The 15,852-nt window shown below is 44.1% G+C and carries 16 protein-coding genes; 10 read left to right on the top strand and 6 right to left on the bottom strand.

Annotated elements, in window-relative coordinates:
• Window positions 1–24: 24 nt before the first annotated feature.
• Together OH456_RS01495 and OH456_RS01490 are read right to left on the bottom strand one after the other, a co-directional pair.
• The gene (locus OH456_RS01495; protein WP_333482760.1) at window positions 25–2,448 is read right to left on the bottom strand and encodes a formate C-acetyltransferase/glycerol dehydratase family glycyl radical enzyme; all 2,424 of its coding nucleotides are present in this window, start codon (window positions 2,446–2,448) and stop codon (window positions 25–27) included.
• 5 nt (window positions 2,449–2,453) lie between these two features.
• Window positions 2,454–3,353, bottom strand: coding sequence for a glycyl-radical enzyme activating protein (locus OH456_RS01490; protein ID WP_270032648.1), 900 nt, complete (start codon window positions 3,351–3,353; stop codon window positions 2,454–2,456).
• Window positions 3,354–3,516: 163 nt separating this feature from the next.
• Here OH456_RS01490 and OH456_RS01485 point away from each other — a divergent pair, with 163 nt between their 5' ends.
• On the top strand, window positions 3,517–4,191 hold the full coding sequence (locus OH456_RS01485) for a fructose-6-phosphate aldolase (RefSeq protein WP_270032647.1): 675 nt from the start codon (window positions 3,517–3,519) through the stop codon (window positions 4,189–4,191).
• A gap of 90 nt (window positions 4,192–4,281) precedes the next feature.
• Here OH456_RS01485 and OH456_RS01480 read toward each other — a convergent pair whose 3' ends face one another.
• Window positions 4,282–4,812, bottom strand: coding sequence for a dihydrofolate reductase family protein (locus tag OH456_RS01480; protein ID WP_270032646.1), 531 nt, complete (start codon window positions 4,810–4,812; stop codon window positions 4,282–4,284).
• 87 nt (window positions 4,813–4,899) lie between these two features.
• Here OH456_RS01480 and OH456_RS01475 point away from each other — a divergent pair, with 87 nt between their 5' ends.
• The 7 genes from OH456_RS01475 (at window position 4,900) to OH456_RS01445 (ending at window position 10,548) form a co-directional block, all read left to right on the top strand.
• Entirely contained in the window at window positions 4,900–5,469 is a 570-nt protein-coding gene (locus OH456_RS01475; RefSeq protein WP_270032645.1) for a TetR/AcrR family transcriptional regulator, read from the top strand.
• A 41-nt stretch (window positions 5,470–5,510) separates the two neighbouring features.
• Window positions 5,511–6,737, top strand: a complete 1,227-nt coding sequence (lhgO, locus tag OH456_RS01470; protein WP_270032644.1) for an L-2-hydroxyglutarate oxidase — start codon at window positions 5,511–5,513, stop codon at window positions 6,735–6,737.
• Between the two features lie 66 nt (window positions 6,738–6,803).
• Complete coding sequence (locus OH456_RS01465) at window positions 6,804–7,259, top strand: GNAT family N-acetyltransferase (RefSeq protein WP_270032643.1); 456 nt, start codon at window positions 6,804–6,806, stop codon at window positions 7,257–7,259.
• A gap of 4 nt (window positions 7,260–7,263) precedes the next feature.
• On the top strand, window positions 7,264–7,683 hold the full coding sequence (locus OH456_RS01460; RefSeq protein WP_038226292.1) for an N-acetyltransferase: 420 nt from the start codon (window positions 7,264–7,266) through the stop codon (window positions 7,681–7,683).
• A 67-nt stretch (window positions 7,684–7,750) separates the two neighbouring features.
• Window positions 7,751–8,914 carry a MalY/PatB family protein gene (locus tag OH456_RS01455; RefSeq protein WP_038226293.1) on the top strand — a complete coding sequence of 388 codons (1,164 nt, stop codon included), beginning with the start codon at window positions 7,751–7,753 and terminating at the stop codon, window positions 8,912–8,914.
• A 155-nt stretch (window positions 8,915–9,069) separates the two neighbouring features.
• Window positions 9,070–10,221, top strand: a complete 1,152-nt coding sequence (locus OH456_RS01450) for an arginase family protein (RefSeq protein ID WP_031494544.1) — start codon at window positions 9,070–9,072, stop codon at window positions 10,219–10,221.
• Between the two features lie 174 nt (window positions 10,222–10,395).
• Window positions 10,396–10,548 carry a hypothetical protein gene (locus tag OH456_RS01445; RefSeq protein WP_006069207.1) on the top strand — a complete coding sequence of 51 codons (153 nt, stop codon included), beginning with the start codon at window positions 10,396–10,398 and terminating at the stop codon, window positions 10,546–10,548.
• A gap of 62 nt (window positions 10,549–10,610) precedes the next feature.
• Here OH456_RS01445 and OH456_RS01440 read toward each other — a convergent pair whose 3' ends face one another.
• Window positions 10,611–12,143, bottom strand: a complete 1,533-nt coding sequence (locus OH456_RS01440) for a phospholipase D family protein (protein ID WP_198558685.1) — start codon at window positions 12,141–12,143, stop codon at window positions 10,611–10,613.
• Window positions 12,144–12,349: 206 nt separating this feature from the next.
• Here OH456_RS01440 and yddG point away from each other — a divergent pair, with 206 nt between their 5' ends.
• Window positions 12,350–13,264, top strand: a complete 915-nt coding sequence (yddG, locus tag OH456_RS01435; protein WP_270032642.1) for an aromatic amino acid DMT transporter YddG — start codon at window positions 12,350–12,352, stop codon at window positions 13,262–13,264.
• A gap of 22 nt (window positions 13,265–13,286) precedes the next feature.
• On the opposite strand, the gene OH456_RS01430 is transcribed toward yddG, so the two are convergent.
• Together OH456_RS01430 and OH456_RS01425 are read right to left on the bottom strand one after the other, a co-directional pair.
• Entirely contained in the window at window positions 13,287–13,967 is a 681-nt protein-coding gene (locus tag OH456_RS01430; protein ID WP_124941803.1) for a cation transporter, read from the bottom strand.
• A 177-nt stretch (window positions 13,968–14,144) separates the two neighbouring features.
• The gene (locus tag OH456_RS01425; protein ID WP_038221630.1) at window positions 14,145–15,023 is read right to left on the bottom strand and encodes a LysR family transcriptional regulator; all 879 of its coding nucleotides are present in this window, start codon (window positions 15,021–15,023) and stop codon (window positions 14,145–14,147) included.
• A gap of 180 nt (window positions 15,024–15,203) precedes the next feature.
• On the opposite strand from OH456_RS01425, the gene OH456_RS01420 reads away from it, so the two are divergent.
• On the top strand, window positions 15,204–15,785 hold the full coding sequence (locus OH456_RS01420; RefSeq protein WP_270032641.1) for a class I SAM-dependent DNA methyltransferase: 582 nt from the start codon (window positions 15,204–15,206) through the stop codon (window positions 15,783–15,785).
• Window positions 15,786–15,852 lie beyond the last annotated feature (67 nt).

Genomic DNA, 15,852 nt, shown 5'->3' with positions numbered 1-15,852 from the left:
TTGAAAGTGGTGATTTGAAACTTGTTACAAGTCGTGCTCGGTACGAGCGATGATGTCATCCTGCGCGTCTGGAGACAATGCAGTAAAGAACGCTGAGTATCCTGCAACGCGAACCACGAGATCGCGATACTGTTCAGGATTACGTTTGGCTGCCAATAAGGTCTCTCTCGATACGATATTGTATTGAACGTGCCACCCCTTATGATGATTGAAGAAAGTTCTAATCAACATGGATAGCTTCAGTTTGTCACTTTCCGACTGCACCGCTGCAGGAGAGAGTTTCTGATTCAACAACACACCACCAAGAATCTGATTTGCTTGGATTTTTGCCACTGAGTTGTACACAGCTGTTGGTCCCAAACGATCCGAGCCAGACGAAGGGCTTGCTCCTTCAGCAAGTGGAGTTGACGCTTTTCTGCCATCAGGCGTTGCCATCGTCGAGGCTCCGAATGGCACGTTAGCAGAGATACTAGAGGTTCCCGCATAGTACCCACCGCCAATCGGGCCTCGTCCATGTCGGGTATTAACGAATTGTTTAAGTTCATCAATGTAAACTTGATACGCTTGCGCTAGTAGATGGTCAACAGCGTCATCGTCGTTACCATATTTAGGCGAAAAGTTAATCAGCTGGTGGCGCAACTGTTCTTGTTGTGAACCTTCAAAGTTCTCCGCCAGCGCTTTCGCCAATTCAGGCTGGCTGATCTGCTTCTCATCGAACACCAGATGCTTGATGGCTGCCAAGCTATTCCCTAAGTTTGCAATTCCCACTTGTAATCCAGATATCCAATCATACTTCGCACCGCCTTCTTTAACGGTTTTGCCACTTGGTAAGCAGTTATCAACCAACGATGAGCAAAAGATATCGTGCGCCTGCTGTTCCAGCACAGAGTCGACAACGGTATCAATTTCAATCGACTTTCTGGTGTAGTAGCGGATTTGATCTGCCCAGCTGTGCATCACTTCATCCATACTAGCGAAATTGTTTTTCTCTAGTGATTTACTGTGAGGTAAGAAGCACTCTCCAGACGTGGCGTCGACACCTTCATTTAACGCGGCCAATAGGATTCGAGCAAAGTTAATAAAGCTCATACCGGTGCAGCGATAACCCCACTTACCAGGGACCGCGGTTTCAATACAACCAATCGACGCATAGTTGTAGGCATCTTCTCGCTCGACCCCTAGTTTTATAAACTCAGGAATAACGATTTCATCGTTGTTAAACGCTGGCATACCAAAGCCACACTTAATGACTTCGATACAACCCATTAAGAACTCTTGATTCAGGCCTTCGTGATAGCGAACACTCAAGTTAGGCTGCGTGGAGCGGAGTTGACCACATGACTCAAGAATTGCCCAAGAGAGTGGGTTGACCGCATCCATTGGCACTCCATTCTCATCAAGCTTTTGACCGCCAATACACACATTTTGATAAAGGGGAGAACCTGCTGAGGCTTTAGAATGAGCCCCTGAGCGTATTTTGTTGACTTCCAACAGCTTTAACCAACAGCTTTGCAGTAGCTCTGTGGCGAAGCTAGGTTGTAAGGAGCCATTGTTGATATCGGTGATGTAGAAATCATTAAGATATTGGTCCATACGACCAAATGAAACCGAGTGACCGTTTGATTCGATTTGCAGCATCAATTGCACAAAGTAGCTTAGCTGTAATGCTTGCCAGAAATTGCAAGGTGGGTGGTAAGCAATGTGTTCACAGTTTGCGGCAATGGTTTCAAGCTCTAGTTTGCGCTGAGTATCCGACTCCTTTTTCGCCATGCTCAGTGCCAATTCCGAGAAACGCAAAATATGTTGCTGAATCGCGCGTAACACAATATCGACCGACTTATAAAACTGCTCTTTCTTAAGTCCTTCATAAGAGGAAATATCGTTATTTAAACGGTGGTCGTCCACTTCGGTAATGAGTCCATCTAAACCAATGGCGAGAATTTTCTCGTTATCGACTGCTAGGTGAGCGTCACCGGATGTCATATTACCTTCGGCTTTGATAATGGTTGTTGCCAAGATGGCTTGTTGTTCATCGGTGAATAAACCATAGCAACGATCCTGTACCGTTTTACCCCGCCAATATGGGGTAAGGGCGTGAATAACGTCTTTGTCTTGCTCGGTGACAGCAAAGCCTGCTCCTGGTCGGTCAGCAAGCTCATCAATCTCTGCTTCAATCCAACGTACGGTGTACTCAGGGAAGATTGGCGCCGCGCGCAGTTTGCTGGCTTGGTTACCCACAATTAGCTCATTATTATCGATCCAGATTGTACGTGTCGCTAAATGTTCTTCCAGTGCTAATGCACGTTGGACGATAACAGGCTTGTCTTCATTCTGCTGGTAGACTTTGGTGTATGCTTGCGCACGCTCGGTACAAATAGGTGGCGTAATAATATTAACCAGAGCTTTCTTATGTTCTTGAATACGCTTAGGTAAGTAATTGAGTTCCATAGTCATTAGCCTCTTACAATCACGTTGATACGTGGATACTGCTTGGCGTACTGTTGCGCGTATTCAAGCAGGTCGGGGTTGTTGAGCGGTTTGTCGGAGCATAAATAGGGCATGTCCAACAAACGGTATTTATTGATGCCTAGTGTGTGATAGGGCAGCAGGTGTAGTTCAATGCAGCTTTCGATATCAGCCGCGAAATCAATAATGTCTTCGAGCTCTTCGGGGGAGTCATTAAAGTCTGGGACCACTGGGACACGAATGATGATTCGTTTTGCAATAGGCGCTAGTTTGTGGAAGTTATTCTTAATACGCTTCAGTGAACCCTGTGCCCAGTCTAAGAATTTCCTTTCGTTGGTATGTTTAAGGTCGGTTAACCAGCAATCAATATAGGGCGCTGCTTGTTCAATGTTTTTCCACGGTACATGCATACACGTTTCTACAGCCGTATTTACGCCTTCAGCTTGGAGTTGCTTTGCTAAGGACGTCACTAGATCCGACTGCATCAATGGTTCGCCACCAGAGAACGTTACCCCGCCACTACTTTGATCATAAAACGGCTTATCCTTCATTAAGGTATCGAACAGCATTTTTTGTTGAGCATCTTCTCCACACACGGTTAACGCTTGTGTCGGGCACACATTTCGCAAAGCAATGATTTGTGAATCATCAAGGGTATCTCTGTTTATCTTGATGCCTTCTGGTGTAGCTTCAATTGAAGGGCAAGCGTCCGAGCAGCGATGACAGTCACTTAAACAGCTGCGTTTATCGAATAGCACAGAATGCTTAGCACTGCGACTTTCTGGGTTTTGGCACCAGGGGCAAGCCAAGCTACATCCTTTGAGAAACAGTAGGCTTCGAATACCATCACCATCATGAGTAGAGAATCTTTGGATATTAAAATACATGTGCCATCCAATATTTCATTTTAAGAAGTTGTATACTTTCATTAAATGAAACTTTAACTCTTCATATGAAGATTGTCTTGATCAAAATCAAGATCCGTCAAATTGGCAAAATCTATATTGTTGGTAACTTGATAATGTTCAAATAAAGGTTTGAGAATAGAAGATGATTGAACTCTACTTAGATACGGCGGATGTCAGCGAGACCGCACGTTTTAACCAATGTTTCCCGTTAAAGGGCGTGACCACCAACCCGACGATTGTCGCTAAATCTAAGGTGGGGCTCACGACGACACTTGCTAATATGACAGAAGTATTGGGTGATACGGCGCGTTTTCACGCTCAAGTGGTGAGTAAAGATCCTCATTCAATGCTAGCGGAAGCAAAGAAGCTCAGTGAACTTCCTTACGATATGGTGGTAAAAGTGCCCGCTACGGAGGCAGGGTTGGCTGCTATTAAGTTAATGAAACAAGAGGGTATTCAGGTTCTAGCTACAGCAATATACACGGTGCAGCAAGGATTCATGGCTGCATTGTGTGGCGCTGATTATCTTGCGCCTTACGTTAACCGTATTGATGCTATGAATGGTGATGGCGTTGCAGTGGTTCGTGACCTTCAATTGCTGATAGAAAAACATGGACTTTCAACAAAAGTCCTCGCTGCAAGCTTCAAGAATGTCCAGCAGGCGATGGATGTGATGAAGTTGGGGATTGGTGCAATTACTTTACCAGTTGATGTGGCTGCGCAAATGTTCTCGCATCCAGCCATTGAACCAGCAGTAGCACAGTTTGATAAAGATTGGTCAGAAGTGTTTGGTGACAAGCTTTCATTTGAAAGCTAAAAACTGAAGCGTCGCATTCTGAATGCATTTATTGTTGCTAGAGTAACCATTGAGGTGCTAGATAAGCTATCTAGCACCTTTGGCAAATGGCTACGCTCTTACGTATCGGTTTTTAACTATACAATCAAGGTAACGCTCTGCTGATACATGCTTGAATTTCAGAGGCTTATCGAGTTCACCAAACAATGAAATACCGCCACCAAGAAGGGTTGGAATGGTGGTGATTATCATCTCATCAATTAGATCTTCCGCTAAGAAACTCTGAATCGTCTTACCGCCATCAATGTAGAGGTTTTTGTAGCCTTTCGAGTTCAAGTCACTAACGATGTCGCTTAGCTTACCTTTCACCAAAAAGACCTTGTCTTCATAGCCTTCAGGCACTTTAGTAAGTGTATTACTTAACACAAATACTGGCTTAGAGTAGGGCCACTCAATACCAAAACTCAGAACGATTTCTAGAGTGTTTCTGCCCATGACGAGTCCATCAACTCGGTCCATAAACTCTGCAAAACCAAAATCTGAGCCCTCAGGGTTTGGCATGTCATGTAGCCAATCGAGACCGTTATTTTTGTCTGCGATATAGCCGTCTAGACTGGTTCCGATGTATACGATATTTGCCATTGTTGAGACTCCGCTATTTGATATTAAAGGTCATTTTGCTATAATTCTACAGTGTAGAAATTAATGTTAGTTTAGCTAGGATCTTTTATGACTGTCAAGGCCAAAAAAAGGGGGCGTCCAACTAAAGGTGATGTCACGCTGAGCAAAGAAGTAATAGTGGAAAACGCAAAGCGCTTGATGCAAATGGATGGAAAGATCCCAAGTATCAGAAGGCTAGCGACTGAGCTGAATATAGATGCAATGGCTATCTACTATTACTTCAAAAACAAGGATGAGTTGCTAGAAGCTGTAGCAGTATCTTTGGTTGAGGGGATATATCTGCCGGAGGAAGGACGAGAATGGCAACAGGAGTTACAGCAACTGGGTTGGAGTTACCTTGAGCTATTGGGACAATATCCGGGTTTATTAGAAACACTGTTCAAGATGAAAACAGCCGGACCCGCTAATGTATTTATCAGTCGGTTCAATCAAGTTATTGAGGAACTTGATCTATCTACGACAGAGAAACAAAATGCAGTGAGTCTGCTTGCGGATTATTTGCATGGGTTCGCATTCTCTATGCAGTTTTCCGAGATTGACCAGCAAGCGAAATACGACATTTATCAGGGGTCAATAACGCTGTATTTAAAAGCTGTGACACCTTCACTTTCCTCCTAGCAGCCAGCGGAGTAAGGTAGTCAATATCGAGTTTCACAAGGATGAGAGACATGTACGACTTTATTGTGGTTGGTGGTGGCATTGTAGGTGTATCAACCGCATGGCAGCTTAAGCAGCGTTATCCCGACAGCTCTGTTCTGGTTGTGGAAAAAGAATCGCATGTGGCGCAGCATCAAACCGGACACAATAGCGGCGTTGTTCACGCAGGTGTTTACTATCAACCCGGCAGTTTAAAAGCGGATTTCTGTAAGCGTGGTCTTAAAGCGACGATAGAATTTTGTCATCAACACCAAATACCCGTTGAAAACTGTGGCAAGCTACTTGTTGCGACCTCTGAGCTAGAAATGCAACGGATGCAGAGTTTGTATCAACGCTGCCTACAAAATGGAATTGAGGTCGAGCTTATCGATCAAAAGCAGTTAGCAGCGTTAGAGCCCAATATATCGGGATTGGGAGCTATTCGAGTGACCGAAACTAGCATTGTTGATTATCGAAAGGTTACCGAAGTGATGGCACAGCAATTTTCGCTATTGGGTGGTGTAGTGCAGCTATCAACGTCAGTAAAAGCGATGCAGGAGTATGACGACCATGTGACGTTAACCTGCTTGCAAAACGGCGTTTTGAACACTCTTAAATGTCGACAACTAGTGGTTTGCGCAGGTTTAATGGCGGATCGAATGGCCACTATGATAGGTATTAAAACCGACTTCCAAATCATTCCTTATCGCGGTGAATACTATCGGCTTGCTGATAAGCACCGTGATGTTGTTAACCACCTTATCTATCCTATTCCCGATCCCGAGCTACCTTTTTTAGGTGTTCACTTAACAAAAATGATCGATGGCTCTATTACTGTTGGCCCTAATGCAGTGCAAGGTTGGAAACGAGAAGGTTACGGCTCATTTAACATTAGTTGGCGTGACTGTTGGCAAATGCTGACATTTTCAGGTTACTGGAAAGTTACGTTGCAGCATTTAACTACTGGGTTATATGAGTTCAAAAATTCCATTTGGAAGCCCGGATACTTAGGGTTAGTGCACAAGTACTGCCCGTCGATTACTTTGGATGATCTTAAACCGTATCCAGCCGGAATTCGTGCGCAGGCCGTCAAAGCAGATGGGTCGTTAGTGCACGACTTTTTATTTGCTCAAACTTCTAGAAGCTTGCATGTCTGTAACGCACCTTCTCCGGCAGCGACATCCGCCATACCGATTGGAGAGTATATTTGTGACAAGGTAGCGCAGCAACTTGTTGATTTTAAGCTGTAAAGCTTTAGTCATGAATGGTCTGCATACTTAACGATACCTTTCTCAATTTGAATAAGTGAACGTGTTATGACCATAGAAATCCGTATTGCCCACTCTGATGATCTGCCTTCAATCCTGCCTTTGTTTTGGGATGATAAGCCTGAATTAAAGCAAGCTTGCGATGAGCAAATTACTGACGATATGTATCGGATATTTGACCATTTTGCGACATCTAAGGATCATTTCCTGTATGTCGCTACTATTGATGACAAAGTCGTTGGGACGTTGCAACTGAGTTTTATTCCTCAATTTACCTATAACGGCGAAATACGAGCTAATATTGAAGGCGTGTTTGTCGCAAATCATGCTCAAGGAAAAGGTGTAGGGGCTACTTTGGTTGAGTTTGCTATTGAGCAATCTAGATATCAAGGGTGCAAGATAGTTCAACTTGTTAGCAATCAAGTTCGTGAACGTGCCCATCAGTTTTATGAGCGTCTTGGTTTCGAGAAAAGTCACTACGGATTCAAATACTATATGGAATAGGTCAATGATCAGAGAGTTTAGCGAAGAAGATTTAGACAGTGTGTTAAAGATTTGGCTCAGCGCGTCAGTAGAAGCGCATGATTTTGTTGAGCCGCTATTCTGGCACCAACGTGTAGACGATATGCGTAACAAATACCTTCCGAACTCAGATACCTTTGTATATGAGCGAGCCGGACGGGTTTTGGGGTTTTATTCTTTGGTAAATTCTAATTTAGCGGCCTTGTTTGTTGACCCACAAGCACAAGGCGACGGCATTGGGATGCGTTTAATAACGGATGCCAGAGAGAAAAGCCAGGCGTTATCCCTGTCGGTGTATAAACACAACTGTCGTGCAATAGGCTTTTATCATCGTTGTGGTTTTAGCATTGTTGATGAAAGCCTTGACCCCCACACAGGTCACATTCAATTGACAATGTCGGGCTAACTGTCTGGTTCCCTGAATATCAACGAGTTAAACTGTTTCTCCAACGAAATGGACGGTGAAATAAGCAATGTTTAACTTCGATGAGATTGTAGAGCGTAGAGGTACCCATTCGGCCAAATGGGATGAGATGGAGAGTAGTTTTGGTGTTTCTCCTGATGAAGGGTTACCCATGTGGGTCGCTGACATGGATTTTAAAGCACCGCCTGCCGTCAATCAGGTTTTAATGGAAGCCGCGGATAACGGGGTTAATGGTTACTATGGTGATGACCATCGTTATAGAAATGCCGTTATTGCTTGGATGAATAAGCGACACCAATGGAATGTTCAGCCCGAGTGGATAGTGACCTGTGCAGGATTAGTACAAGGTACGGCACTCTGTGTTCAGGCGTATAGTGAGCCTGGCGATGGCGTTATTTTGTTTACTCCTGTCTACCATGCTTTCTCGCGCGTTATCAATGCCAATCAACGAGTTGTGGTAGAGAGTCCGCTAGTACAGGAAGACGGTCAATACAAAATGGATCTACCAGCTTTAGCGGCTAATCTTAATGGCCGAGAAAAGATGGTGATCTTGTGTTCCCCTCATAATCCCGGCGGCCGTGTTTGGAGTGCGGATGAAATCCGCGAGGTGGCCGAGTTTTGTGCTCAGCATGACTTGATATTAGTAGTGGATGAAATTCATCATGATCTGGTTTTCTCTCCTAATAAGCACATTGTGGCAACACTTGCAGCACCTAAACATGAACAGAATATGGTCATCCTTGCGGCGACAACAAAGACATTTAACATCGCCTCTGCTTTGACCGGTGCCGCCATCATCCCAAATGAAACGTTGCGAGCGCAGTATACGAGTGTTCTTAATGCTGCCGGTATTGGTCCTAACCGCATCGGTATGCTGATGGCAACGGCCGCTTATGAACAGGGTGAAGCATGGTTGGAAGCGCTGGTGGAATACTTGGATGAAAACCGTCGTCTCTTTGATGAAGCGATTAATGCCATCGATGGATTACAATCTATGGCTTTGCAAGCGACGTATTTATCATGGGTAGACTTTTCAGGCACGGGTTTAACCGCCGAACAAGTGATTGAAAAGGTGCAGAGCGAAGCCAAAATTGCTGCGAACCATGGTTCGTCATTCGGCGCTGGTGGTGAACAATTTTTGCGATTTAATCTAGCAACACCGCGAGCACGAGTGGTCGAAGCTATTGAGCGACTACAGCGAGTATTCGCTTAGCCTGATATCACTAAAATGGTGGCGCGACTTACTATTGGTAACCCTGATACCAGACGACGTGTCAGGGTTACTTAAGTAACATACCCCTTGCTACTGGTTTTGCCATAACAGAGTCGCTAAAGTGATGATGTTCAACAGAAATGAGAGGCAATACCATGTCTAATGTTAAGAAGTGGCCAGCAATTGACCCAGAGAAAGTTGCTAAATATAAACATATTTGGGAAAACGTATCGGCAGCAGATAACCTTGATCCTGAAGTAGCGGCTTACTTAGCTCGTGTTAAAGAGCAAGGTGGTGGCAAAGGTATCGAGCAGATGAGTTTCATCAATAAAGATTACCTAGGCTTCTATCAAGCGCCGTTCTCGCAAGATTTGGATAACACTGATGTTGTTATCTATGGAATGGGTATTGAGAAATGCTCTCCAACTGGTTCTTCTCACAAGTTCGCACCACAGCGTCTACGTCACCTAAGTAAAATGGGGATGGGAACGGTTGGTGATAACGGTGAAATTCCATTCGAATGGTGCCGCGTTTCTGACTATGGTAACTGGGACAGCTTAGGTCAATTTGAACTAAAAGCAGAAGTCGAGCAGTTAACCGAGCTTCTACACCACATGGTGGTCGAAAAAGACTGTACTCCACTGATTTTTGGTGGTGACCACACAATCCCATATCCAACGATGCGTGCGCTTGGTGAGAAGTATGGTCCTTTGCGAGTGATTCACTTCGATGCACACTATGACTTGTCGACACGTGCAGACTTTGATTACCCGTACACATCAGGTCACTGGTTACCAAAGCTTTACTCTGAAGGTCTAGCGGACCCAGAGCGCACGGTACAAATTGGTATGCGTGGTCGTCAAACAGCGTTAGTAAAAGGTAATCATATTGCATTTGGGACTACAGGTTTCACGACCAATGAAGTTTACGAGCAAGGCGTAGACGCTGTTGCGGATAAGATCATCGAGCTATGTGGTGACGGTGGTCCGGTATACTTTACATTTGATCTTGATGCTCTGGATACTGCATTCTGTCGTTCAAACTCAAGCCCAGATCCGTTCGGCCTTACTCACCTGCAAGTTTACGATATCATTCGTAAAGTAAAGGCATCAGGCAAAGTACGTTTGGTGGGAGCAGATATTGCAGAATACACGCCTGATACGGATCCAACTGACAAAGATGGCATCATTGCTGCTGGTTTTGGTTGGGAACTTCTATGCTGGTTAGCTGAAGAGCGCAAGAAAGAAAACGGTGGTGAGAATCGCCACACAGTTTGGCATCAAGCATTCGGCTCAGTGTCACTGTAATATATTGATTATGAATAGTAAAAACCATCGCCGCAGCGGTGGTTTTTTTATTCCTGCCACAACAAAATAATCTTGTCCAAACGACAAAAAATCAGATTAGTTCAAACGCATCAACTTTGCTTCAATAGCGCCCGAAAGATTGCTGTTAATCTTATTTCCAATTAAGGGTTCAAAATGTTTGCTATTGATGATGTTGTTGTTGCAACAAAAGGTATCGATCTAGGTCAGATGGTTGTTACTGGTTTGAGCAGTGGTGGCTACTACGTTCACGTTAAAGTAGACGGCATGTCTCTAACTTACCCAGCACGTGATCTTAAGAAAGCATAATCACTTTCAAGATTGAGAAAAAAGGTAGCCAAGGCTACCTTTTTTAGTTTTTATCCCATCCATTAGAGCTGCTCTTCAATGGGTAGTATGCCACTGAACCACGCGCCCATTTTGCGCCAGACACTGGCATCAGGCTCAGAGGTGAGTGTTTTACCTGTTGAATGATCTATCCAAACCACATCACCATCCTTGACGGCAATCTCATACGCAGTAGTGGGTATTTCTCGCATAATCTCATCATAGACCTTTTGTGCGTATTCAGGCTGTTCAACAACAACGCCCATTTCCGTATTCAAGTGCGCGGAACGTGGGTCTAAGTTCATTGAGCCTACAAAGATCTTGGTTTTGTCGATAACCATGGCTTTAGTGTGCAGGCTTGAACGGCTGCTCCCTGTCAGGCTCCAATTCTTCTTGATTTCGGCATGGGATTTCACTTCCCATAGTTGCACGCCGCCTTCCACTAAATCTTTACGGTATTTGGCATACCACCCGTGAACGGCAAATACATCATTGGAAGCCAGTGAGTTTGTTATAATGACGACTTCTAGGCCATCCTTGACGGCATTCACCAAGTCTTGGGTACCACGCTCCGTGGGAACGAAGTAGGGTGAAATGAATACTAAAGAGGTTTCTCCTTCATCTAATACGGCGCCTAGGCTATCGATTAGGGTGCTCTGTTTGCTGTCCGGTTTATTAGGCAGATCATATAACAAGTCACTTTCACCCCAATACAAATCAATGGTTCCATTGATGAGATCGGTATAAAGAGGCAGCTTAGCAAAATCATAAATACCGCCTGAGAACTTCGCTTCTAACCCTAGATTTTTAACCCAAGTATCTACATCTGCGTCGGTGTAGTGTTCCATCTGAGGTGTTATCCATTCAATAGGAACGCTGTAATCACTATTCCAATAAAGATCAAATTGGCGATTTACTTGTCGAACCGATTTCCCAACCATAAGTAGATCTAAATCGGCAAACTCGACCGTTGATTCGATGGAATAGTATTCGTTACCAACGTTTCTTCCACCAACAATGGAAACCACGCCATCTACGGTCAGCGACTTATTGTGCATTCGGTGGTTGAGTCGCTCAAAGTCACTAAGCATTGCGATACCACGAGCGGATCGCAAGTGATGCGGGTTAAACATGCGTACTTCAATATTCGGATGACTGCTGAAGCGCACTAGGTCGCTGTCATCGTACTTTTGCATGTCATCCAGTAACAACCTAACTCTAACGCCACGTTCAGCTGCTTCGAACAGACGCCAAGCAATTAAGTTGCCCGCTTCATCATCACGGAAAATATAATATTGAACATCAATGCTAGATTGCGCGGTTTCAATTATCGCTAGACGAGCAAGCAGTGCATCATGACCTTTGTCTAGTGGATAGAATCCGGTCTCAGTGGTCAAGGAGTGTGAGGCGACTTCTCGTGAGAAATAGTCGTCCAAGCGTGTGGGTGTGTCGTTGATGATTGTGTAGGACGGGGATTTTTCGTACCTCGATGGATCAATGCTTGATGATACACACCCGCTTAAGGCAATAATCAGTAAAACAGAAAACAGGTTTTTTATAGACAAAAAATTGAGCATAGTTAAAGTGTTACTTTAAATTGTGATTTCCTAAAAATGCAGAGCGAGTTTAGCCACTTCCATTGGCAAATGCACTGTATCCTCAGGCTTTTGACTGATATTTTTCACACTTGCTTAATCTAAGGTTAATAGAAACCCGCTCAGTTGCATAGCAATTGCTGATATCAGTTTATAGAAAATTAACTGCCATTATTTAAGGAGAGATTATGGCTGGACTTGGCTCAAACAAATACACGCTGTTTGGAGTTGCTGCAATATTATTGTGGAGCACGTTAATGGCATTGACTCGTAATATTGCCGAGTTGTTTGGGCCAATTGGTGGGGCAGCAATGCTGTACACTGTGAGTACCATTTCACTTGCTATGGTGATGGGGGTTCCTAAGTTATCAGACTTCAATCGTAAATATCTGTTACTAGGTGGGGCACTTTTTATAAGCTACGAAATCTTCTTGGCTCTCGCGCTAGGAATGGCAAATGACCGTCATCAAGCGATGGAAATGGCGGTGATCAACTATCTGTGGCCAGCCCTAACGGTATTGCTTGCCGTTGTATCGACTAAACGCAAAGTCAGTGCTCTGGTGTATCCAAGTGTATTGGTGGCATTTGTTGGCGTCGCATGGTGTATTTCGGGGGACTCTGGTCTAGCGTTGTCTGTACTTGCAGCAAATATTGCGACGAATCCGATTACCTATTTTATGGCATTTAGTGCGGCGTTTATTTGGGCATTTTACTGTAATATCACTCCGAAAATGAGTAATGGGAAGAATGCCATAGTATTATTTTTCGCCGCGACAGCCATCACCCTGTGGATTCAATATGCATTCAGCTCTGAAAGTGGAATGACATTTACGCTCTCATCTGTATCAACATTATTGATATCAGGTGTAGTCATGGGAGCGGGTTATGCACTGTGGAATCAAGCTATCATTGGCGGAAATATGGTGCTTCTTGCGACCTTCTCTTACTTTACGCCAGTATTTTCGACGATCTTCTCTTCATTCTATTTATCGGTTGCTCTAGGCGCTTCATTTTGGCAAGGCGTGGCATTAGTAACGATAGGGTCACTTGTGTGTTATTGGGCCACCAAAGAGAAGCCAGAGCATGAAAATGCTCCGGCTTAATTAAAGCTATATTGAATTTGAGTTAAGCGTTAGACGTTGATACTTGCTTACTTTGTGGGCTAGAAAGCTGTTCACATGCGTCCTTTAACATGACGGCAGGCACCTTAATAAAATACGCTGAGATCAAAATCATCATCATTGGGTCAGCATAGACGCTGTATGCAGCGAATGGGGATTGCTCTAGTACCCAAGCTGCAATGAAGCCCGTCATTACAGCGACACTTAACATGGTGTCCATTTGCCATTGTTTTGTTTCAGCATCAATAAGGTTTGAGTTAAGTGCTACGTTTTTCTTAGCGATATACCACCATGAAAGCGCACATCCGATAACGTTAAACAGTCCAAATATGGTTGCAATAGAGGTATCTACTGGACGGCCACCACCAAACATTGCTGTTACTGCGGAATACAACGACGCCAATACAATCAGTAGAATTACAGAAGCTTTAATGGCGATCACGGTACCTTCAACTGTCGTGCGGCCGTATTTGGCAAGTGTGCTGTTTGGCTTTTTCAACTGTGTCGCAGCAACCAGCGACAATAAAGTTAACAGTAGGCTGACTAATGAGTACACACCATCAAAAGCGATAACTAATGAGCCCATCACCACACCGACAACAAGTCCTGCGATAGCAAAGCCTGTTGCAATAATGGCTGATACTGTCAGAGTTTTTGACTCATTATGTGGATTATTGGGATACATACGATTTACCTTCTTTAAAATCTGTATCCATTGTTCAGCTAGGCTGGTTATCTTTCAAACAAAAGTTTGCTAAACATGACTTGAAAATCTAATGGTATGAATTAATTTTATGAAAATCAATATATTAGAACGCTTTTCTGGTGGCAGGAATATTGACGCTCACTGATGGTACTTGGTTTAGAAAGCAAACAAGTATTCACTGACTTGGTCTGCAAGCCAAATCATCGCGGGGTGTTCGGACATACCTGCTGAAGTGAACATGCAATAATCTTCTTGTGTTAGACCATAAGTGTGTTTGATGACTGAGAGTTCTTGCTCTCTTAGGTGCTGTCTTATCAGCGGCTCTGGCAGTACACCCCAAGCTCCCTCGGACAGAATCGTTTTCAACATAAATTCAAAGCTAGAAAACCCAATGTACTTTAGTGAGAAAGGCAATAGTTCTGGGTTATCGCGATGATTGAGGTAAGCGAGGGAAACCTGCATAGAGTCGCGTAGAACTTCATCAGAGACTCGAGGCAGCTTGGAAAGCTTATTATCTGAACGACATACTGACATCATGCGGATTTTACCCAATGGCTGATAGGCCAAACGAGGGTTTTCAACGCGCTCGAAATCAACACCAAACGCGAAATCTACCTGTTTCTTCTCAACAATGTCGGCTAGGTCTCCTGAAGAAACTAGAACCACATTGAAAGAGATGGCAGGAAACTGCTGATTTAAGTGGATTGAGAAATCACGCCACAAGGTGTCTGGCAGTGAGTCATCATGGGCAATGCGTAACTCGGTGGCAAAATCGCCAGAGACTTGCGCACAGGTTTGACGAATGCGCGCCGAAGTAATCAGTAAATTCTCACAGTCTTTGTAGATCGCTTTACCCGTCTCAGACAAAGAGACGTTGTTGCCCGTACGCACAAACAGTTCGGTATCGAGATCTTTCTCTAGTGCTTTGATTGCCATGCTAAGTTTCGTTCTGTTGCAGTCTAGGACTCTTGCAGCCTCAGAGACTGAACCAGTGTCGGCCACTGCACAAAATGCCTCTATTTGAGAAAGATTTATCGACATAGCGGTGAAACTACCTGTTACTTAACGGAACAAAAATCATAGCATGTGTGCCAAAGAATACGAAGATAACACTAGGAATTGATTGGTGTTCTGGTTTAATCTATGCCTAGTTATTAAGGATTAAAGTTTGGTGCCTGAGATATCGTGGTACTAGTAGAAATAATGGAGTGAACTATGTCTAACGAGTGGGATGAGTACGCCGCGACATGGGAAAACAACGAAGCGACGGCAACCTTTGCACAAGCCTGCTTCAAAGAGTTAACTGAACTCACGTCACTTAAGCGTAAATCGGTATTAGACTTTGGCTGTGGAACGGGTCTTTTAAGCCAATTGATGTCTCCTGAGACGAAAGATATTGTGGCATTGGATGGCTCTGAAGCGATGATCGAAGAGTTAGACAAAAAAGGCTTGGAAAATGTTGAGCCGGTCGTTGATCTTTTGACTCGCGGTTTGGTTGCTCAGCATCCAGCATTTCGTAATCAGTTTGATCTTGTCGTCGCGTCTTCGGTATGCGGCTTTTTAGATAACCTTCAAGAGACGGTTAATATCATTTACACGTTGCTTGATGAATACGGTTTATTTGTTCATTGGGATTGGGTGGCAGAGACAGACAACCAAGATTATGGTTTGACACTGAAACGAGCAAAAGACACATTGCTTAATGCGGGTTTTGATAAAGTTGACGTCACGACACCATTTGAAATCGACACTGGCAAAGGTGTGCGAAAAGTGCTGATGGCAGTCGCTCATAAGTAATTACATTTAATGTATCTGAATTTTAAATAGGTGATGCCATTGGCGTCACCTTTTTTTTTGCTACAAT

Origin of the sequence: Vibrio sp. La 4.2.2, assembly GCF_027586995.1 — a bacterium.
Classification (GTDB): Bacteria; Pseudomonadota; Gammaproteobacteria; order Enterobacterales; family Vibrionaceae; genus Vibrio; species Vibrio mediterranei.
Note: the sequence above shows the minus strand (reverse complement) of the source record. Positions and strands in the feature narration are given on the sequence as shown.